The organism is Halosimplex rarum (assembly GCF_047715405.1).
GTDB lineage: Archaea > Halobacteriota > Halobacteria > Halobacteriales > Haloarculaceae > Halosimplex > Halosimplex rarum.
Window position 1 is genome coordinate 2,300,743 of sequence record NZ_CP180412.1, and the last position, 20,782, is coordinate 2,321,524.

17 protein-coding genes are annotated in these 20,782 nt (G+C 68.3%); 4 read left to right on the top strand and 13 right to left on the bottom strand.

Going from position 1 to position 20,782, the window contains the following annotated elements; translation table 11 throughout:
• Window positions 1–40: 40 nt before the first annotated feature.
• The gene (gene gap, locus ACMGFH_RS11030; RefSeq protein ID WP_415378474.1) at window positions 41–1,060 is read right to left on the bottom strand and encodes a type I glyceraldehyde-3-phosphate dehydrogenase; all 1,020 of its coding nucleotides are present in this window, start codon (window positions 1,058–1,060) and stop codon (window positions 41–43) included.
• Between the two features lie 146 nt (window positions 1,061–1,206).
• A complete protein-coding gene (locus tag ACMGFH_RS11035; RefSeq protein WP_415378475.1) occupies window positions 1,207–2,160 on the bottom strand; it encodes a M48 family metallopeptidase in 954 nt (317 codons plus the stop codon).
• A gap of 453 nt (window positions 2,161–2,613) precedes the next feature.
• On the opposite strand from ACMGFH_RS11035, the gene ACMGFH_RS11040 reads away from it, so the two are divergent.
• The gene (locus tag ACMGFH_RS11040; RefSeq protein WP_415378477.1) at window positions 2,614–2,976 is read left to right on the top strand and encodes a type IV pilin; all 363 of its coding nucleotides are present in this window, start codon (window positions 2,614–2,616) and stop codon (window positions 2,974–2,976) included.
• A 27-nt stretch (window positions 2,977–3,003) separates the two neighbouring features.
• Here the strand turns inward: ACMGFH_RS11040 and ACMGFH_RS11045 are convergent, their stop codons facing one another.
• Entirely contained in the window at window positions 3,004–4,728 is a 1,725-nt protein-coding gene (locus ACMGFH_RS11045; RefSeq protein WP_415378478.1) for a CRTAC1 family protein, read from the bottom strand.
• A gap of 4 nt (window positions 4,729–4,732) precedes the next feature.
• On the bottom strand, window positions 4,733–6,076 hold the full coding sequence (locus tag ACMGFH_RS11050) for a hypothetical protein (protein WP_415378479.1): 1,344 nt from the start codon (window positions 6,074–6,076) through the stop codon (window positions 4,733–4,735).
• A 174-nt stretch (window positions 6,077–6,250) separates the two neighbouring features.
• Here ACMGFH_RS11050 and ACMGFH_RS11055 point away from each other — a divergent pair, with 174 nt between their 5' ends.
• On the top strand, window positions 6,251–7,171 hold the full coding sequence (locus ACMGFH_RS11055) for a HEAT repeat domain-containing protein (protein ID WP_415378481.1): 921 nt from the start codon (window positions 6,251–6,253) through the stop codon (window positions 7,169–7,171).
• Between the two features lie 177 nt (window positions 7,172–7,348).
• Here ACMGFH_RS11055 and ACMGFH_RS11060 read toward each other — a convergent pair whose 3' ends face one another.
• The 6 genes from ACMGFH_RS11060 to ACMGFH_RS11085 form a co-directional block, all read right to left on the bottom strand.
• Entirely contained in the window at window positions 7,349–7,636 is a 288-nt protein-coding gene (locus tag ACMGFH_RS11060; protein ID WP_415378483.1) for a hypothetical protein, read from the bottom strand.
• 91 nt (window positions 7,637–7,727) lie between these two features.
• Window positions 7,728–8,834, bottom strand: coding sequence for an oligopeptide/dipeptide ABC transporter ATP-binding protein (locus ACMGFH_RS11065; RefSeq protein ID WP_415378485.1), 1,107 nt, complete (start codon window positions 8,832–8,834; stop codon window positions 7,728–7,730).
• Window positions 8,831–9,976, bottom strand: a complete 1,146-nt coding sequence (locus tag ACMGFH_RS11070; protein ID WP_415378487.1) for an ABC transporter ATP-binding protein — start codon at window positions 9,974–9,976, stop codon at window positions 8,831–8,833. Before ACMGFH_RS11070 ends, ACMGFH_RS11065 begins: the two co-directional genes overlap by 4 nt.
• Window position 9,977: 1 nt before the next feature.
• Window positions 9,978–11,009, bottom strand: a complete 1,032-nt coding sequence (locus ACMGFH_RS11075; protein WP_415378489.1) for an ABC transporter permease — start codon at window positions 11,007–11,009, stop codon at window positions 9,978–9,980.
• On the bottom strand, window positions 10,996–12,003 hold the full coding sequence (locus ACMGFH_RS11080; RefSeq protein WP_415378491.1) for an ABC transporter permease: 1,008 nt from the start codon (window positions 12,001–12,003) through the stop codon (window positions 10,996–10,998). Before ACMGFH_RS11080 ends, ACMGFH_RS11075 begins: the two co-directional genes overlap by 14 nt.
• A 57-nt stretch (window positions 12,004–12,060) precedes the next feature.
• A complete protein-coding gene (locus tag ACMGFH_RS11085) occupies window positions 12,061–13,917 on the bottom strand; it encodes an ABC transporter substrate-binding protein (protein WP_415378492.1) in 1,857 nt (618 codons plus the stop codon).
• Window positions 13,918–14,334: 417 nt separating this feature from the next.
• On the opposite strand from ACMGFH_RS11085, the gene ACMGFH_RS11090 reads away from it, so the two are divergent.
• Entirely contained in the window at window positions 14,335–16,563 is a 2,229-nt protein-coding gene (locus tag ACMGFH_RS11090; RefSeq protein WP_415378494.1) for a glycoside hydrolase family 3 N-terminal domain-containing protein, read from the top strand.
• 36 nt (window positions 16,564–16,599) lie between these two features.
• On the opposite strand, the gene ACMGFH_RS11095 is transcribed toward ACMGFH_RS11090, so the two are convergent.
• The 3 genes from ACMGFH_RS11095 to ACMGFH_RS11105 all read right to left on the bottom strand — a co-directional run bounded on the left by ACMGFH_RS11095 (window position 16,600) and on the right by ACMGFH_RS11105 (window position 20,185).
• Window positions 16,600–17,892 carry a Tat pathway signal protein gene (locus ACMGFH_RS11095; protein ID WP_415378496.1) on the bottom strand — a complete coding sequence of 431 codons (1,293 nt, stop codon included), beginning with the start codon at window positions 17,890–17,892 and terminating at the stop codon, window positions 16,600–16,602.
• Between the two features lie 120 nt (window positions 17,893–18,012).
• Window positions 18,013–19,047: a hypothetical protein gene (locus ACMGFH_RS11100; RefSeq protein ID WP_415378498.1), complete on the bottom strand. Its 1,035-nt coding sequence runs from the start codon at window positions 19,045–19,047 to the stop codon at window positions 18,013–18,015.
• A 1-nt stretch (window position 19,048) separates the two neighbouring features.
• On the bottom strand, window positions 19,049–20,185 hold the full coding sequence (locus tag ACMGFH_RS11105) for an iron transporter (RefSeq protein ID WP_415378500.1): 1,137 nt from the start codon (window positions 20,183–20,185) through the stop codon (window positions 19,049–19,051).
• A 177-nt stretch (window positions 20,186–20,362) separates the two neighbouring features.
• Here ACMGFH_RS11105 and ACMGFH_RS11110 point away from each other — a divergent pair, with 177 nt between their 5' ends.
• Window positions 20,363–20,737: a hypothetical protein gene (locus ACMGFH_RS11110; protein ID WP_415378501.1), complete on the top strand. Its 375-nt coding sequence runs from the start codon at window positions 20,363–20,365 to the stop codon at window positions 20,735–20,737.
• Window positions 20,738–20,782: the final 45 nt, after the last annotated feature.

Below are 20,782 nucleotides of genomic sequence, written 5' to 3' on the forward strand. Positions count from 1 at the left end.
AACCGCTGAACGCGAAGAAAAGCCGAACCGCGGGGTCGGTTCAATCCTCGGTGACGTACTCGGCGACGTCGAGCATGCGGTTCGAGAAGCCGAACTCGTTGTCGTACCAGGTGAGGATCTTCGTCATGCCGTTGACGACGTTGGTCGACTGCAGGTCGACGTACGAGGAGTACGGCGTCCCCTGGATGTCGGTCGAGACGACCTCGTCGTCGGTGACGCCGAGCACGCCCTCCAGTTCGCCCTCCGCGGCCTCGCGGAACGCCTCGTTGACGTCGCCCTCGGTCACCTCGTCGTTCAGGTCGACGACGAACTCCGTGATCGACCCGTTCGGGACCGGGACGCGGATCGCCATCCCGTCGAGTTTGCCCTCCAGTTCGGGCAGGACCTCGGTGGCGGCCTGCGCGGCGCCCGTCGAGGTCGGCACGATGTTCTCGGCGGCGGCACGGCCGCGGCGGGTCTTGGCCTTCGGGCCGTCGACGAGGTTCTGCGAACCCGTGTAGGCGTGGACGGTCGTCAGCTGGCCGGCCTCGATGCCGAACTCCCGGTCGAGCACCTTCGCGACCGGCGTGATGGAGTTCGTGGTACAGGAGGCGTTCGAGACGACGTCCTCGCCGTCGTACTCGTCGTGGTTGACCCCGTAGACGATCTGTTTGACCGGCTTGTCGCCCTTCGGCGGCGCGGAGATGACGACCTTGTCGGCGCCGGCCTCGAGGTGCTTGCTCGCGTCGTCGTAGGTGCGGAAGATGCCCGTGCACTCGAAGGCCACGTCGACGTCGAGGTCGTCCCACGGGAGCTGCGCGGGGTCGGTCTCCTCGTGGATCGACGCGCCGAAGTCCGTCCCGTCGACGGTGAGCACGCCGTCGTCGAGCGTGACGCCCTCCAGGCGGCCCATGACGGTGTCGTACTTCGCGAGGTACTCCATGTCGTCGTCGTCCATCACGTCGTTGATGCCGACGACCTCGACGCGCGGGTCCCCGAGCGACGCGCGGAAGACGTTGCGGCCGATGCGGCCGAAGCCGTTCAACCCGATCCGAACAGTCCCCTCGTTAGATCCGCTCATGCTGGCTAGACCGTGGAACGATGCGAGTATAGGGTTTTCGAAGACGAAACACGCTCCGTCTGCGTTCGGCATTGCGGATCGGGCCGGGGCGCCGCGGGCGATGTCGGCCCCTCGCAGAACGGGCCGACGCGCGCCCTGTCGACCGGTTACGGCCGCCCCTGCGGGATCCGAACTCGTCTCTCGGCCTCCGAGCGTTCCACGAGCCGCTGAACTCGCTCGTCCGTCGCCGGATGCGTCGACAGCATCCGCGTCAACGGCCCCTCCTCCTCGCCGTTGACGTACAGCGGCGACAGCAGCGACCACGGCGAGTTGCTCGCCCGTTCGATCTTCCGCAGCGCCCGCGCCAGCGCCAGCGGGTCGCCGGTCACCTCTGCCGCCCGGTCGTCGGCCGCGAACTCCCGCCGGCGCGAGTGCGCCAAAAGCGCCAGCGTCAGCGCGAAAAAGGCCAGCGACACCGACCCCGCCACCGCTCGCTGGACCCGCCCCGGGATCGTCCGTGACCACGCCTCCGGTCGCCCGCGGATCCACGCCACGCCCCGCGCGACGCCCGCGCCGACCACCAGTACCGGCGCGAGGACGAGCACGACCACGCCCGAAAGCGTCTGCAGGACGCTGTAGCCGAACGTCTGGACGAGGCTGTCCTTGCGCTCGATGTGCGCGAGTTCGTGGGCGCAGATCGCCGACAGCTCGTCGAGGGTGAGCAGCCCGAACAGCCGCCGGTCGACGACGACGTGGCCCGCTCCCAGCCCGCCGCCGAGCGCCAGCGCGTTCGGCTGGCCCATCTCCGCGACGAGCACGTCCGGTCGCTCGATCCCCATCCGGTCGCTGTAGGCGTCCAGCCGCCGATACAGCGCTTGCGCTCGCCCCTCCGGGAGCTGCCAGACCTGCAGATCGCGGAGGATCTGTGCCGTGCCCACCTGGTAGCTGACGAACGCGAACACGACCGTCGCGACCGCGAGATAGAGCGCCAGCGTGGATAGCGAGGGTCTGAGCGCCCACACCGACCGCGCGAACAGGTACACGAAGTACGCGCCGGCCAGGTACACCGCCAGGGTCACCACCCCGACGATCGCCATCAGCCCCCGCAGTATCCAGCGCATATCCGATCGTCCGTCTGCGTCCCTGAAAACCCTTCCTGGCTCTGTGTGGGAGAGGTGAGAGGTGTCTTTGACGCTGTGACTGGTACCGCATGGAACAGCGTGTTGTCCCTCTCATTCCCACCACACAGACTGTCGATCAATCGAAGCGGGTGGGAATGAAAGGGGCCGTCATCGGGCGGCGAAGCCGCCCGATTGCTCGGGAGAGCTTCGCTCTCCCGGTGTCCGCTCCGGGAAGACGGGCGTAGCAAGCACCGCAGGGAGTGAAACGACCGAGGAGCGCAGCAAGCCCCTCGACCGGAGCGGTCGGGGGCTTTCACGCTATTTGCGGTCGCAGTAGTCCTGTAAGCTGTCGTGCCGCTCTCGGTCACGTTTCTAAAGCCAGAGACAGAACCAACACCGACACACCCTCTCGTAGCCAGCACGCTGATTTAGCTGCAGCAGAGAGGTGAGAGCATGGATGGCGACACGGCGCTGAACGCGGTCGGGGCGGCGTTAGTGCTGGCCATCGTCGCCGGGCTCGTCGTGGTCGCGCTCAACTTCGCCGGGGGTGCCTCCGGGAGCGACGCGCCGGACGCCGACTGGACGGTCGAGCGGATCAACGACACCGCCGTCCGGGTGACTCACGCCGGCGGCGATCCGGTGCGAACCGACGAGATCAGAGTGACGGTCGACAGCGTGAGTCGGTCGACCGACTGGACCGACCCGGTCACCGAGAACGAGACGACCGTCGTCCAGGCGAGTGAGGGCTCGCTGGTTCGGATCGTCTGGAACGGCGGCCGCGGGGACCGCGAGGTCATGCACAGCGAACGGCTCTGAACGCCGAAATGCGAAAATACCGGCTCCTCAGTCGCTCTCGTCGGCGCGCGTGAGATTCGCCACCTGCTCGACGCCGTCGGGGCTGACGCGGTAGCGGGTGTCGGCGTCGACCTCGAAGGTCTCCTGCGTGCCGTCGGGCCAGGCCACGTGGAGGGTGGCCGTCTCCGCGTCGCCGACGCCGATGTGGAGCGCGCGGCTCTCCTGGGAGAGGAAGTCGCTCTGGTCGGTCTGGCGGACGACGGCCTCCTCCTCGCCGCCGGCGGTGACGGTGACGTTCGCGCCGAGGGCGGTCGCGCCGGTCCCGTCGACGACCTCGAACTGGACGGCGGCACCGCCGTCGACGGTGTTCTCGTAGAGCACCGTCGGTCCCTCGTACGTCGAGAGGACGATGTCGCGGTCGCCGTCGTTGTCGTAGTCGAGCGTCGTCATGCCGCGGCTGTCCTGGTGGGTCATGCCGTGGACGGACTTGTTGACGCGGGCGAAGCCGGTGTCGTTGCGCTGCCACACCTGCGGGACGGTCCACTTGGGGTCGTCGTAGTCGACCTTGACGGTGTGCTGGGTGCTGTGGATCAGGTCGCGGCGGCCGTCGTTGTCGAAGTCGGTCAGGCTGGCCGACCAGCCCCACCCGCCGTGGCGGACGCCGTACTCGCCCGCCCGGTCGACGAACTCGCCGTCGCCCTGGTTGATCAGGAGCGTGTTGCCCTTCGTCCGGCCGGACTTGATGACGAACGCGAGGAACCGCTTGAGGCGCTCGTAGCGCTCCTCGCCCATCTTCTGCTTGTCGATGGGGATGTAGATGTTCGTGACGAAGATGTCCATCCGGCCGTCGCCGTTGACGTCCGCGACCTCCGAGGACATACCGTTCCGGGCGGTCGCGCCGCCGAGCAGGCGCTGGGAGAACTCGCCGTCGCCCTCGTTGATGTAGACGGTGTCGTTGTTGTAGTCGTTCGCGACGTGGATGTCCGGCCTGCCGTCGCCGTCGAAGTCGACGAAACTCGCGGCGAGGCTCCAGCGGTTACCCTGGATGCCCTCGACGTCGACGCGCTCGAAGGTGCCGTTGCCCGTGTTCTCGTAGAGGAAGTTCGGGTTGCCGTTGTCGTCCGGGACGTGGCCGGACTGGTAGAAGTGGCCCTTGGGCTTGTCCTCGTGCCAGTCGCCGGACTGGTAGACGAAGAGGTCGGTGTCGCCGTCGCCGTCGTAGTCGGCCGCGGCGGCGCCGAGCGGGTAGGTCAGGTTACCGATGCCGACGTCGTCTCGCTCGAAGGTCCCCTCGTCGTTGTGGAGCGCGACCGGCGGCGCCTGCTTGCGGAAGAAGAGGAGGTCGTCCCACCCGTCGCCGTCGTAGTCGACGACGGAGGCGCTCTTGTGCCAGTCGGTCAGGTTCGGGAACGACGCGGCGCGCTCGAACTCGCCGCCCGTGTTCTCGTAGAGGACGGGCCGCTCGCCGCCCATGACGAGCAGGTCGTCCCACCCGTCGCGGTCGTAGTCGAGGACGTAGACCGCGTTGTTGCCGGCGCCGACGCCGGTGCCCGAGCCGTGGTAGTTCAGGCCGGCCTCGGCCGTCGCGTTCTCGAAGGTGAGCGGCTCGGAAGTTGGGGCGTCCTCCCCTCCACCGCCCAGGTCCCCGAGCGCACCGGAGCAGCCCGAGAGGACGACCAACGCCGCGACGGCGAGGACCAGTAGTCCGCGACCACGCACCGAAGCGAACCCAGAACCGGGAGCGGAATCGCGAGCCGAGCGGAGGGGGTCCATCGACTCACCCCTCCGGGAGCGCGCGGTTCTCGCGCGCCGGCACGACGTAGGTGCCGCGGTTCACCGTCTCGACGTAGTTCACGATGCCGTGGTCCTCGGGCGCCACGTCCACGTCGTACTCCTCGACGTTCATCGCCTTGCGGGCCTCCACGAACGATTCCAGTCTCCGCTGGACGGAAGTGAAGTTGAACCCAGTGTGCTCGGGCGCGTCGGTCGCGAACCCCTCCGAGCGCCGGAGGATTTTCGGCGAGAAGTCGTCCTCGCCGCGGGCGCGAGCGACCTTCTGGGAGTGACCGATCACGCCGTGTTCCTCGGCGTGGTCCTCGATGCTGTCGACGTCCTCCTCGGTGATCCCGCTGTCGCTCCCCAGGCCGGAGCCGTCGGGGCCGACTTCCTCGGAGGAGTGGGCGGGACAGAACATCCGGTCGGTGCGCTCCTCGTGGTCGTGGTCGTACCACTCGTCGAGGTTCAGCCGCAGGCGCGACAGCGCGAGCGTCGTTCCGCCGGCGAACGGCCCCTCCTCGATCTTCACGCCGTCCTCGCTGGGGAGGCTGTCCGTGAAGCCCGACTTGAATCCCATCGAGAGGGGCGCGCTCTCGGGTATCTCCTCGTGGTCGAGCTTCTCGGCGGGGATGCCCTTGCCGGCGAAGCCGGTCCGGCGCTCGGCGACGGAGAAGACGCCGTCGAGCGACCCCTCCACCTCGATCCCGTTGACCGTCTCCTTGCGGCCCATGAGCGCTTCCTCGGCGGCGAGGACGACCGATCCCACGTCGCTGGTCAGCACGACCGTCGCGTCGAAGCCGTCGGTCTTCTCCGGGTCCTCGCCCACTTCCTCCAGCATCCGCTCCGGCCACATCAGCGACTCGGGCACGTCGCCGAACCGCTCGAAGTAGCTCGGCGCGTAGCCGATCAGGTAGAGCAGGCCGCGGTTGAACGTCGCGCCCGTGCCGCCGCCGGTGCCCCACTGGAACGCCCGCTCCAGCGTCTCGAAGGCGGCGTCGACCTGTTCGCGCTCTTCCGCTGTCGGCGGGTCCGACCCCTCGTAGGAGAGCCCGAGCACCAGTTGCTGCTGGGGAGGGACGGTGTTGCCGTGGGTGTCGAGCACCAGGTACTCGCTCCACTTGTGGATGGCATCCGGGAGGGCCGTGGGGTCGCCCCGGGGGACCATCCGCGACTCCGGGCCCGCATCGGTCTCTGGCTCCTCCGCTGTCGGTTCCTCCGTCTCCTCGTCGCGGAGCAGCGACCGCTCGCGAGACAGGCACGCCGACAACGCGCTCGATCCCCCGATCGCCACCGCCGATCTGACGAACTGCCGTCGTGGTATCCCACGCTCCCGATCCGATTGCATCACTTCTGGTAACGATTCACGCGGCAAAACTCTTTTCCAAACTCACGCCCGCTCGCCGTCGGATCCGAGCGGTGTCGAGCGCCCGCCCGACTCGACGGCGACGGCCCGCCGCGCCGACGGAGTCCGTGTGACTGACCGCCACGTATATACGACTGCCGGGGGTGAGCAGTAGACATGTCTGACGGGTCTTCCGCCCCGCTCACGGGGGTCGATCTCGAATCGCTGACCGCGGCCGACGTCGACGACGAGGAGGTACGCGCCGCGCTCGAATCAGACGACCCCACCGTCCGCCAGCGGGGCACCCGCGTCTGTTCGGTGCTCGGGGCTCGTGACGCCGACGCGCTCAGACCGCTCGCCGACGACGTCCTCGCCCGACTGGACGACGATAGCCTGGCCGTCTCCCGCCACGCCGGCACCGCTCTCGTGTCCCTCTCGGAGGTCCACCCCGACTCGGTCCGCGGCGACCTCGACCCCGTCGTCGGCTTCGCCGAGAGCGACCTCGGCGGCGTCCGCATGGTCGCCGCGCGCGTCCTCGGCAACGTCGTCGTCGACCACCCCGACGCGGTCGCGCCCTACGTCGACCGCCTCGTCGGTGCCGTCGCCGACTCGGAGGGCACGTACGCGCAGTCCGACCTCGAGGAACACGTCGAGGCGGCCCGGGCCGCCGACGACGTCGCCACCGAGAACGTCATGCAGGCCAACAAGGAAGAGGCCCAGAAGCGCGTCGTCTCGCGGGCCGCCCTCGCCAACGTCGTCGTCGCCGTCGCGGAGGACGACCCCGGCGCGGTCGTCGGCCTCGTCGACGAACTGGCGGCGCTCCTCGACGACCCCGACCCGAACGTCGTCGGCGCCGCCCTCGACACGCTCAACGCGGTCGCCGAAGACGACCCCGACGCGGTGGCCCCGGCGATCGACCCCATTGTCGACTGCCTCCAGCAGGACGACGAGATGCTCCGCGCCCGCGCTATCAGGACGCTCGGCTTCGCTGGTGCGACTGGAACGGTCGACCGCCTCCGCGACGTCGCCGAGAGCGACGCCGACGAGGACGTTCGCGACCTCGCCGCGGAGACGGCCGACTACCTCGAAAGCGCCTGAGCGGCCGCGTCGCTTCCCGTCGGTTCTCGCACGGACGGTCCAGTTCTCGGCAACGACTCATCGGTTCTCAGATACGTCTCATCGGTTCTCAGATACGTCTCATCGGTTCTCCCTTGTGACTCAGTAGTTCTCTATCGGCACCCCGGCGTTCTCAAAAGCGATCCTCTCGTTCTCCGGCTACGACTCGTCTCGCTCGTTTCCGCCCTCTCTGTACCGCTCGCCGATGGTCTCCCCCTCGTCCATCTCGCGGCGTGTACAGTACCAGAACGTGCCTCCGAACAGAGCGAATCCGATGGCCAGTATCCCGGCGTCGACCAGCGCGATGTTGTAGGCCGGCGTCTCCGGTTCGAGGTAGAACAGCGAGAAGACGAGCAGTGCGGTGAGCACTGCGAGGACGAGCAGGAGCGGCTTGGCCTGCTGGCGCTGGCTGCAGGCCGCGTTCACGATGCTCTCGCGTGCGGACATACCCGACGGGAGGGGACGCCCCGCAATGAAGGTAGTGGGAAACGCGGACCGCGAAAAGAGTGTGCCGCTGGGTCGAGTCAGCGCCGGCGGGTCAGTCTTCGAGTTCGGGGCTCGACCAGTACTCGTGGTCCTCCAGCTCGCGGAAGCAGGCGGTGGCCTGTTGGGCGCCTTCGACCTCGTAGAGCGACGGTTCCTCGCTCACGCAGGCCTCGCGGGCCTCCGGACAGCGGGTGTGGAACCGGCAGCCGCTCGGCGGGTCCACCGGGTCCGGCACGTCGATCTTCCGCATGGGCGGCTCGCCGGCCTGCTCGGCGTCGAGGCCGAGGTCGGGCGTCGCCCACCGCAGGACGTTCGTGTACGGGTGGTGCGGGTCGTCGATCATCCGCTGGGCCGACCCGATCTCGGCGATCTCGCCGAGGTACATCACGCCGATGCGCCCGCCGCCGTGTTCGCTGAAGTAGCGGGCGTTCGAGAGGTCGTGGCTGATGAACACGTACGAGGTGTCGAACTCCTCCTGGAGTTCGAGCATCAGGTCCATCATCTCCACCCTGAGAGAGACGTCCAGCGCGCTGATCGCCTCGTCGGCGAGGATGACGTCCGGGTTCATCAGGAGCGCGCGACCCAGCGCGACGCGCTGTTGCTCGCCGCCGCTCAGCTGGTGGGGGTACCGGTCGGCGAAGTCCGCGGCCGGGTTCATCCCCACGCGTTCGAGCAGCGAGTAGATGCGCTCGCGACGCTGGCTCGACCCGAGGTTCGGGTGGGTCTGCTTGATCGGCTCGGCGAGGATCTCGACGATCCGCCGGTTGGGATTGAGCGAACTCCCGGGGTCCTGGTGGATGATCTGCAGCGACTTGCGGATCTCCGAGAACGGGACGTCCGCGTTCCCCCGCTTGGCTTCCCAGATGTCCGTGCCGCGGTACTCGACGGTGCCGGCGGTCGGCTCCTGCAGACCGATGCAGGTCTTCCCGAGCGTCGTCTTGCCGCAGCCGGACTCGCCGACCAGCGTGACGACGTCCTGGTCGTAGATGTCGAGCGAGACGCCGTTGACCGCCTGCACGACCTGGGGGTCCTCGCGGAACGACTCGATGATGCCCTGCTCCTCCTCGAAGTGGACCTCGACGTCGGTCAGCGAGAGGATCGGCTCCTCGTCGCGGTCGTCGATCGTCGCGCCGCTCGCGGGCTGTCTGGCGTCGCTCATCGTAGTTCACCCCCGTCGGACTCGTCGGACTCGTCCGACGTAGCTCGCGAATCTTCGATTCGCTCACCCCCGTCCGCCGCGACGTCGCTGTCGCCGCCGGTGTCCCCCGCGGACTCGAAGTTGAGGGGGATCTCGGCCTGGGCGGCCTCCCAGTGGTGGCAGGCGGCGCCGTGGCCGTCGGAGACGGTGTAGAACCCGGGGTCGTCGCTGACGCACTGGTCGTCGGCGAGCGGACAGCGCGGGTGGTACGAGCAGCCATCCGGCACGTTCACCGGCGCGGGGCTCTGGCCCTCGATGGGTTTCATCTCCTCCAGCGGCGCGTCGAGGTTCGGCGTCGCGTTCAGCAGCGCCCGCGTGTAGGGGTGGCCGGCGTCGCCGATGACCTCGTCGCGGGGGCCGATCTCGATCATCTGGAAGGCGTACATCACGCCCATGCGGCTGGCGAGCGAGGCGACCAGCGGCAGGTCGTGCGTGATGAACACCATCGTCAGGTCGTACTTCTGCTGGAGGTCCTTCAGCAACATGAGAATCGACCGCTGCATCAGGAGATCCAGCGCCGCCGTCGGCTCGTCCATCACCAGCACCTCCGGTTCGAGGACGATGCTCAGGGCGATGAGCGCCCGCTGTTGCATCCCGCCGGAGAGCTCGTGGGAGTACGAGCCGAGCACGCGCTCGGGGTCGAGGTAGAGGTCTTCGAGCAGTTCCCGGGCGAACCGCATCCCGTCGTCCACGTTCTTGTCGTGGGCCTTCAGCGTCTCCCGGAAGTGCGCCCCGACCTTCATCGTCGGGTTGAACGAGCTCATCGCGCCCTGGAAGACCATCGATATCTCCTCCCAGCGGAACTTGTAGAGCTCGTCGTGGTCGAGTTCGAGCACGTCGACGGTCTCGCCGTCGCCCCCGTGATAGAGGACCTTGCCGCTGAGCAGGCCGGGATCGGGGATCGCGTCGAGCATCGCCGAGGCGAACATCGACTTGCCCGATCCGGACTCGCCGACGACGCCGAGGATCTCCCGGCGCTCGATGTCCATGCTCACGTCGTCGAGGACGTACGTTTCGCCGTCGTCGTAGGTCACCTTGAGGTTGCGGACCTCGACGATCGGGTCGTCAGTCGTGAAGTGCGATTGTTGGTCTGTCGTAGCCATCTCACATCACCTTCCCGCCGAAGGTGTCTTCGTCTTCTTCGGACGCGGTCGATTCGGACTCCCCGGCCAGACGGGTGCGGACGCGCGGGTTGAACACGCGGTCGAGCCCCTGTCCGAGGAGGATCAGTGCCAGCGAGAGCAGGCCGATGGCGAGCATCGGCGCGAGCAGCCAGTGGGCCGCTTCCGGGGCGAACAGCGCGCCGCCGGAGTACGCCCGCTGGAGCGTGAGCCCCCAGTTGGTCTGCTGGTAGGGCAACACGCCCAGGAAGAACAGGCCGACTGAGGCGAACACGACGTACCGGGCCGCGAACACGAAGTTGACCGTGATGTACGGCATCAGGTTGGGGATGACGTCCTTCCGGAGGATCCGGGGCGTCGACACCCCCATCGTGCGCGAGGCCTCGACGTAGCTCTCCTCGCGGATGGTCAGCACCTGCGAGCGCAGCGACCGGCCGAGGCCGGCCCAGTAGTTGATGTTGATGATGATCCCGACGAAGATGGGGTTGCGCGGGTTGAACGTGAACGCGAGGATGATCACCAGCGGGAGGCCGGGGATCGCCATCACGAGGTCGGAGAAGGACATCAACACCCGGTCGATGGTCCCGCCCTTGTAGCCGGCGAGGGTGCCGACGGCGACGGCCAGGCCGGTCGCCCAGACGCCGCCGGCGAGGATCATCAGCAGCATCTCGTCGGTCGAGTGGATGATCAGCGCCATGATGTCGACGCCCGCGTTCGTCGACCCCAGCGGGTACGCCCAGTTCTGGAACGGCTGCATGTACCGCTCGGGCGCCTGGCTGGACGTCGGCGTGCGCCACAGACCGGTGACCGCAACGAACGCCATCAGCAGGTAGACGCTCATCAGCAGCAGTCCGATGCGGGTCCGCGTGTCGCTCCAGGCGACGACGGCGGGCTTGTAGATGCTCTCCTCGTAGAACTCCCGGGCGCGATCGCTCCGGGACAGGTCCGGCGCCGAGGAGTCGTCGCTGGTCCAGTCGACGCCGCCGACGGTCGAGTCCATCTCAGAACGCTTCATTGGACTCACCCGATTTGACCCGCGGGTCGATCTTGCCGTAGGTCAGGTCGGCGATATAGACGCCGACGACCAGCGCTACCGTGATGATGAGGAACGTGCCCATCATCAGCGGGTAGTCGTTGCTGTCCAGCGCGTCGAACAGGTAGTAGCCCAGTCCCGTATACGAGAAGATGTCTTCGAGGATGACCGTCCCGCCCAGGCGGAAGCCGAGCAAGAGCAGGAATCCGGTGTACATCGGGAGCACGGCGTTTCGCGCGACGTACCGCGTCGCGATCCGCGTGTCGGCGATACCGCGCAGTCGCGCGACGCGAACGTAGTCCTTCCCGAGGATCTGGATGCTGTTGCCCCGCATTGCGAGCATCTGGATCCCTGCTTCCGCGACTGTGTACGAGAGAATCGGCAGGAAGGCGTGCTGGAGCGCGCTGATGACGAATCCCACCGAGAGGCTCTCACCTCGGTACTCGGAGCCGACCGTCCCCGCGGTCGGCGTGATCCCCATCTGGTAGCTCAGAACGTAGAGCAGCAGGATGGCGTAGACGTAGAAGGGGATCGACATGACGCTGATCGACAGCACCGTCAGCGCGCGGTCGAACCGGGACCCCTCCCAGTAGGCCTGTAGCGCGCCGAAGACGATCCCGAAGCCGAACACGAGGACCGTCGAGACGCCGACGACGAATATCGTCCACGGGGCGGCCCTGGCGATGATGTCCGCGACCGGCTCCTGGTAGTGGATCGACTGGCCCAGGTTCCCCTGGAAGAAGCCGGCCATGTAGTCGATGTACTGTTGCCACAGCGGTGCGTCCGGGTTGATGTTCTGTAGCGCCTGAATGCGTGCCTCGATCTCCTGGGATGACATCCCCTGTCTGCGGAGACTGTTCCGCAACTGGGAGTAGGGTCCGCCCGGGAGCAGGCGGATCAGTCCGAAGGTCAGCGTCGCCACCAGATAGATGGTGACGAACACTCTGGCTGTTCGTCTGAGGTAGTAATTGCTCATGGTTTATGGTTGGCAGTTGCGCCAATAAAATTTATGTGAACGGTTGTCGTGGACCGTTTACTTCGCCTGCAGTTCGCCCTGCCGCGGCAGCCAGTTGGACGGCCACTTGATCTGGAGGATGTCCGAGCCTTCCTCGGGGACGTTCCATTCGTCGTTGGTCAGCCAGGACTGCTCGAGCTTCCCGACGCAGGACAGGAACGGGAGTTCCTGGTTGTTGTGGTAGGCCAGGTTCGTGATGAGGGTCTGGACCTCGTTCTCGTCGGTGGTCGTCGCGAGCGTCTCGACGGCCGACCCCGGCGTGATCGTCACCTCGCCGTTCGGGCCGCCCGAGAGGGTGACCTCCTGGTCGGCCGGGTAGTTGTGCCCGCCGTCGAACGCGGTGGCGAGCAGCTGGTGGCGCAGGACGAAGTACGGGAACGACGAGCGCGGGCCGCCCGGCGTCCACGGGCGAGCACCCATGCTGAAGTCGCCGTTGACGAACGCGTTCGTCCAGTCGCTGCCGGGCAGCGTGTTGACCGTCGCGTCGATGCCGAAGGCGGTGAGCTGGTCGACGACCGTCTCGGTGGCCGTCGTCCAGTCGGTCCAGCCCGCCGGCGAGATGAACTCGACGGAGAGCGTCTCGCCGTCCTTCGACCAGGAGCCGCCGACCTCACCCTCGTAACCGGCCTCGCGCATGAGTTCGGCCGCCTTTTCGTTCTGCGAGGCGTCGACGCCGTAGTCCTCGAAGCTGTCCATCGAGTCGCCGACCCAGCGCTCGATGTCGTCCGGCGTGATGCCGCAGGGGGCCGAGGTCGGGACCTTCGTGTTCGGCCCGGCGTTGTCGACGATGGCCTGTCGGTCGACGACGTGAGCGACGGCCTGGCGGACCTCGCGCTGGCCGAAGTGCGGGTCGTCGTGGTTGAAACAGATCCCGTAGCCCCACTTGGCCGGCGGGTTCGCCTCGACGACGTGGTCCGGGAAGTTGTTGACGACTGGCGGCGGCGCGAACAGGCTGATGTGCACGTCGAGCTCGCCGCCGAGCAGCCCCTGATGGCCCTGCTCGTTGCCTTCGCGGAAGAGGTACTGGTACTCGTCGAAGTTGATCCCGTCGGCGTCCGGGTGGTCACCGAAGCGGGTCAGCCTGGCCTGCTGGTTGTCCTTGCTGTCGAACTGCCACGGGCCGCTGCCGACGACTTCCTGGTCCTGGCCGTGCCACTGGAAGCCCTGTAGCCCCTCGGCGTCGCCCTCGAACTGCGAGAAGATCTCGGACTTCGCGTCGACGCGGAGCTGGGCCAGCTGGTGGAGCAGGATCGTCTCGTTCGTGTCGCCGGTCAGCTCCAGGACGACCGTCTTGTCGCCGTCGGCCTCCCAGCTGTCGACGAAGTCCGCGACGGGGTCGTTGACCAGGGTCAGCATCTCGAACTGCGTGAGGAGGTCCTCGGAGGTGACGTCGTCACCGTCGTGCCAGACGAGGTCCTCGCGGATGTTCAGCGTCACCGTCGTCCCGTCGATGGTGTAGTCGCTGATCGCGTACGGGATGAACTCCCCGTTCGCCGCGTCGTACTTCATGTACTGGTCGAACAGGTCGTACGTCATGTACGTCCCCACGTTCTGCGTCGCGTACGTGTTGAAATGGAGGTCCGACGGGACGCCGTTGTTCGTCGCACCGACGAGCGTGACGTCCTTTACGTTGGTCGATCCACCGTCTCCACCGTCGCCGCCGTCGCCGCCGTCGCCGCCGTCTCCACCGTCTCCACCGTCGCCACCATCACCGCCGTCGCCGCCTCCGTCACCGTCACTACCCCCGTCACCGGGAGTGTCCGTTCCGCCACCGCCACCACACCCCGCAAGCGCGGCAGCACCAGACACACCTGTCAGTTCGACGAATCGACGGCGGCTAATTACGTCGCTGTAGTCGCTGTTATCGCTTGCCATGACTCACTAAATTCCGTACATCCATAGTAAATAAATGTTGTGGATCATTCCCCCAATTAAGCCCCGAATGTCTCCCAATAGTCGCCCACAACTGCCCCAGATTCGGTCTCGAACGGGGAATTTCCGACGAGCAAACGCCCCGGTATCGAGTCCGTTCTGGGGATCACATATAAGTCTTTAGCTCGGGCGCGGGGCGGTCGACGGTCCGACGATCGTCGGGCCGATCGCGGTGGGAGGCGGCCAGCGTTCGAGTGAGGAGGACCGAGAACGGCTCGACTATCGATCCGACACTCTCCCGAGAGGCCCCGAAACCCGATTGTCGAGTTCGAAATCCCCGCGCAGTCCGAGTGAACGGCGCCGCGAGACGTTCGACAGCACCTCGCAATATTTATATAGGTGACAGATATCCATCCGAACATGCCAGAGAGTGGACGGGAGGCCGAGTATCAACAGTCGAATCTCCCGGTTTCGCGGCGCGTTTCGGATCTGCTCGAGCGCATGACGCTCGAAGAGAAGGCCGGCCAGCTCGTCGGGACGTGGGCGGGGACGATGCATCGCGAGCTCGACGTCGACGACGTGAAGGACCTGATCAGGGACCATCACCTCGGCTGTGCGGCTCCGTTCGGGTGGGGCGGATCCACCGGGACCGAAGTGGGCGAGATCGTCGACATCGTCAACGAGCTTCAGGAAGTCGCGACCGAGGAGACGCGACTCGGGATCCCGCTCTTCGTCAACGTCGACGCGGTTCACGGGCACGCGTACGTCGCGGACGCGACAGTGTTTCCCAACGGCCTCGGCGCGGCGGCGACGTGGGACCCGGAGGCCATCGAGGAGGGCGCGTCGGTCACCGCGACGGAGATCGCCGCGACCGGCGCCCACCAGAATTACTCGCCGACGTGCGACGTGGGTCGGGACCCCCGCTGGGGCCGCGTCTTCGAGACCTTCGGCGAGAGCCCCCGGCTGGTCGCCGAGTTCGCCGCGGCCAAGGTCCGCGGCTATCAGGGCGACGGGCTGGAAGCCGAGGACACGGTCGTCTCGACGGCCAAGCACTTCCCGGCCTACAGCGAGCCCGAGCGCGGCGAGGACGCCGCGCCGGTCGACGTCTCGGAGTACAAGCTCCGCAACACCTTCGTCCCGCCGTTCGAGGCCGCCCTCGACGCCGACGTCGAGTCGGTGATGCCCTGCTACAACTCGATCAACGGCGAACCCGTCCACGGCTCGGCGCGCTGGCTCACCGACCTGCTGCGCGGCGACCTGGGCTTCGACGGCACCATCGTCTCCGACTGGGGCGGCGTCCGCCACCTCACCGACGACCACAAGACGGCGGCCGACCTCCGCGAGGCGACCTACGACGCGCGGACCGCCGGCCTCGACGTCGCCTCCGTCGGCAACGACCTCGAAGCCGAGGAACTGGTCGACCTCGTCGAGTCGGGCGACCTCGCCGAGTCCGTCCTCGACGCCAGCGTCGAGCGCGTCCTCGACCGCAAGTTCCGGATGGGCCTGTTCGAGGACCCCTACGTCGACAGGCGCGAGGCCCTCGACACGGTCGGCGCCGCGGACCACCAGCAGACCGCGCTGGAGGTCGTCCGCGACTCGCTCACCCTCTGCAAGAACGACGACTTCCTCCCCCTCTCGGGCGACGAGGACGTCTTCATCGGCGGGCCGAACGCCGACAACCTCGTCCATCAGGTGGGTGGCTGGTCCGTCGAGGCCGAGGAACACGTCGATGGGACGACCATCCTCGAGGAGATCCGCGCCCACGTCGACGGCGACGTGACCCACGAGCAGGGCGCGGCCCTCCACGAGACGCTCGACGTCGAGGCGGCCGCCGAACGGGCCGCCGACGCGGACGTGGCCGTCCTCGCGCTCGGCGAGGGCTGGTACCTCCACGAGTTCGGTGCCGGCGGCCCGCGCACCGAGACGGGCGAGTTCCCGACCCGCGAGCAGATCGACATCCCCGAGGCCCAGCAGGAACTGGTCGACGCCGTCGCCGAGACGGGGACGCCCGTCGTCGGCGTGCTCGTCACCGGCCGCCCGCTGGCCGTCGAACGCCTCGACGAACAGGCGGAAGCGGTCCTGATGGCGTACTTCCCGGGGACGATGGGGGGGAAGGCCGTCGCCGAGACGCTCGTCGGCGAGAACGACCCCAGCGGTCGCCTCCCGATCACCGTCCCGCGCTCGGGCACGCAGGTCGACGTCCACCACGACTACCTCCACCAGCCACGGCCCATCGGCGACTCCGAACATCCCGACTCCTACGACCCGCTGTACCCGTTCGGTCACGGACTGACCTACACCGAGTTCGAGACCGGCCAGCTCGCCGTCTCCGAGGAAGTTCTCGGCCCCGGCGACACCGTCGAACTCGACGTGACGGTCGAGAACGTCGGCGACCGCGCCGGCACCGAGGTCGTCCAGGTGTACAGCACGACGGAGTCGAAGCCGCTCGTCATGCCCGAGCGCCGGCTTCAGGCGTTCGAGCGCGTCGCCCTCGACGCGGGCGAGGAAGCGACCGTGACGCTGGACGTCCCCGTCGAGCAGCTCGGCGTCTACGCGCCCGGCGACGGCCACCGCGTCCAGCCCGGCCACTACGATCTGGTCGTCGACGGCGAGGCCGTCACGGTGACTGTCGAGGGCGACTACATCTGAGCGACGACTGCCCGGTTTTTCGCCGCCCCAGCCGGCTCACGGGTCCGGCCGCGGAAGCGCCCGCTGCTCGCGGGGCGGCAGGAGGAAGTTCCCGCGCCGGCGCACGAAGACGTACTCCAGAATGCCGTTGTTGACCCGCTGTCGGACGGCAGGGTTGTCCGTCAGGTCAGTGCCGTTCATCGCCGATCGAGTGGCGACGAAGTCCGAGATGTCCTCCTGGAGGGCGAGGAAGTGCAGGCCGGCCTCGCCGCCGTCGGTCGAGTCGAAGTCCCGCCGCAGGATGATCGGCGAGCCATCCTCGCGGGCCCGGGCGTTCTTCTGTGCGTGGCCGACGCGGCCGTACTCCCGGGCGTGCTCCTCGATGTCGTCGACGCACTCGCCGACGCCGTTGTCGTCCCCGAGGTTCTCGCCGGTCCCCTCGACGCGGCCGTCCTCGGCGTGGACGGGGCAGAACATCTCGGCGACGCGGTCGTCGTGGTCCTGCTCGCCGTACCAGTCGTCCAGGCGCAGGCGGAGCTTCGAGACGTGCTGGGTGGTGCCCCCGGCGAACGGTCCCGACTCGATCGTCACCCGGTCCTCGCTGGCCTGATTCTTCTCGAAGCCGGACTTGAATCCCATGAACAGCGGCGCGTCGTCGGGAACTGACTCCGGATCGGGGATCCCCTCCACCTCCGCGTTCTCGGCAGGGAGGCCCGCGCCGATGAAGCCCGTCCGCCGCGCGCGGCCGTCCCCGGCCAGCGACGCCTGAGCGAAGATCCCCGACAGATCCGTCTCCATCTCGGCGCCGTTGACCTCGCTCCGGTCGCCGAGCAGCCCCTCCTCGGCGGCGAGCAGGGCCGATCCCCTGTCGCTGGCGAGGTGGACGAGGGCGTCGGGATCGTCGAGCGCGGGGTCCTCGAACGGCGAGAGCGCCTCGGGCGCGGGGAGGTCGACGCTGTCGGGGAGCGAGGCGTCGAAGCGCTCGAAGTACGCCGGCGCGTAACCGACGGTGAACAGCAGTCCGTCGTTGCGCCGGGCGAACGCGCGCTCCAGCGACCGGAAGGCGGCCTCGGCCCGCTCGCGGTCGTCGGCGGTCGGCGTCCCGTCGTCGGCGTAATCGAGGGACAGGAGGAGGTGGTGACGCGGCGGGACGTGGTTGCCGTGCTCGTCCGTCGTGAGGGCGTCGTTCCAGGCGTGCTGGCGGGAGGGGTGAGCCGACGGCTCCGCGCCCGGCGGCGTCGCGGCGTCGCTTTCGCGGTCGAGGCAGGCAGACAGGGCAGCGGACCCGCCGATGGCGACGGCGGCCTTGACGAACTCGCGCCGGGAGGGGTCGGGCGTGCGGGGAGCCATCACTGGAAGTACAGGACTGCTCGGAAATGGACGTTGCGATTCCAACCATACGCTCGGCAGGGGAGATCTGTAGACGCACGGCGTGACCGATGGAGATGCCCGGCGTGACCGAACCGCCGGTTACGTGCGACGCGAGCGTGCGGTGACGAGACCAAGTACGAGCCCCAGCACACCGACCGCGACGCCGAATCCGGGGCCGTCGGCCGCCGTTCCGTCGGGGCGGTCCGTCTCACCGGACGTCGGCCCTGAGGGCGATTCGATCGGGGGTGAGTCGGTCGCGCTCGGCGTCGCAGTGGCGGACGTGGTGCCGTTCGATGGATCGGGCGTGGCCGTCGCGCTCGGTGTGTTGATCACCGGGCCGTCGTCCGCCTCGGCGTCGGGCGAAACCGTGAGGTACGTCCCGACGGCCCGGTCGCCGGCCGTGATCGGCGGGTCCCCTGGACCGAAGACGCCGTCGCCGTCGTCGCGGTGGACGACGACGTGCACCCGGAAGTCCGACGACTGCTCGGCGACGTACGACTCGTTTATTCCCACGGTGACGTTGTCGTGGCTGCCGGCGTCGAGCGCCTGTGATCCGATGGTCGCGTTCGTCCCGACCGGGCGGACGGCGACGTGACCGGCTTCCGGGAGGTCGACCCGCCGGACCGTGAGCGCCCCGTCGCCCACGGGCTGCGGATCGAACTGCGCGCCGAGGACGCGCGCCTCCGCGCCGTCGCTCTTCCGGACGGTTATCTTCGTCTTCGCCGCGCGACTGCGGATCGCCGCCGAGGTGTCGGTCCCGATGTCGAACGCCTCGTTGCCGTCCATATCGTCGTGGAGGACCGCCCAGATCGTTCTGTTGCCGGACCAGTCGGCCCAGACGGACTCGCCGACGCCGACCGCGACGCTCGACAGGTACGTCATGTCGGGCGTCCGGCCGACATAGCTGTGGCCCAGCGGCTCGCCGGGTCTGCCCCCGTCGTCGGCGCGGAGGACGACGAATCCAGGCGTCAGCGCCGACACCGTCTCGACGACGACGGTGCCGTCGCCGGTCACCTGGGAGTCCGCGGCGACGTGGTCGCCGTGCGCGGACACCGTCGCCACCGCGAGCGGCGTCGCGAGGACGACGGCCAGCACGAGAACGGCCGCGACTCGTCGGGATGGGGTCCCCGCCATATCAGGCGGTGATCGTCGCCGGGTCCATCTGCAGGAACGCTCGTTCGTACCCCTCGTGGCGCGCCAACTGTGGCGGCGTGTCCACGGTGAGGGCGATCTCGTCGCCCGACTGGGGACTCTCGGGCACGGCGGCACCGTAGTGATACCCCAGTTCGGGGTCGAGCGTTCGCTGGAACGCGCCCTCGAATACCGTCTCGCCCCCGCGCGCGACGGTGGCTGACAGCCCTATCGCGGGCAGGACCAGCCGGTTGTACGGCGTCCGGGCAGATATCGCCAGGTAGGAGTTACCCTCGGTGAAGCGGCCCGCTGCGTCGGCGGACAGGTGCGTCGCGACGAGTTTCGCGTCGTCGCTGCGGCCCGTCCCGAGGACCGTCCCGGGGAGGGCGGCCGGCTCGGCGGCCCGCGGCTGGGGCAGCTCGCCCATCTCCATCGGGGCCAGCGCCCCGCGCTCGCCCGCCTCGTCGATCTGTTCGGTCTTCAGCTGCTCGCGGACCTGTTTTGACCACTCGAACTCGATTTCGGCGGTCTCGCCGTCGGCGAACCGGCCGGCGAAGTCGCCGGTCGTCCGCGCGCTCACGCCGCCGACGCTGAGCCGCGCGGTGTAGGTCCCGTCGCCGTCGAGCCCGAAGTTCGCGCCGTAGTGAAAGCCCATCCGCTGGGAGAGCATCGGGTAGATGACCTCCTGGGAGACCAACTCGCCGTCGCGGGCGATCTCGACCGAGAGGTTCGAGTCGGGCAGGACCGTCCCCGTCTCCGGGTCCCAGACCGCGGCCATCAGGTGCACGTCGTCGCCGTCACGGATGGGCGTCACCGAGCGGTCCGAGAGCGTCACGGTCCAGAAGCGGTGGGGGACCGCGACCAGCAGGGCGAAGCGGTAGTCGCCCGCCGTCGCCGTCCCCGGCATCACCATCGTCTCGCGGAACGACTGGACGTAGACGCCGCTCGGGCCCTCCGGCGTCGCGGTCGGCGACGCCGTTGGATCGGCGGTTTGCGTGCGTTCGTCGGTGGGGGACGTCGCGTCGGGCGACGAGTCGGTTCCAGCGGTGGCGGTCGGATCGGCCCCGCCGTCGCCGAGGCAGCCGGCGAGTCCGAGCGCCGCGGCACCCGTCGCGGAGTGGAGGAGGCTCCGTCGGTTCATCGCCGGAGAGTTGGGCCATGCGGCGGTTAACGGTTCTGGTATCTCGGTCGACACGTTCCGCGCGGCCCGCTCCGCGGAAGTGACACCCGGCGATGGCAACCGACGGTCGGACCCGGATAGACGGCCTGCCAGCGCGTCTCACTGCGGATTTAAGTGTCCGCGGGACGTGATATGCGTATGGTATTCGAGAACGTCACCCTGTTCGAAGTCCACCTCGACGACGCGCAGTTCGGCCCCGGAGCGGGGCGGGCAAGCGACGACGCACGCGACGAGGCGGTCGACGCAGTGCGCCGCGACGCGGACGAACGGGCGACCGGCAGCGAGCCCACGGACGAGGAAGGGAGCGGCCGCAGTCGGATCGCCAAGCTCGCGGTCGCGAGCGTAGTCGTCTCGGTCGTCGCGACGCTCGCCGCCCGGCGACTGACAGGTCGAGACGACGAGCCCGCGTTCGACGCCGGCGACGCGGACGAAGTCGAGCCCGCGCCGTACACGCCAGAGACGACGGACGAGGGCGAACCCGCCGCGAGTTCGGCGGCTGCACGCGACGAGTAAGCTCGTCTGTAAAATTCGCATTTTAGTTTTAGGTGTCATTATGTG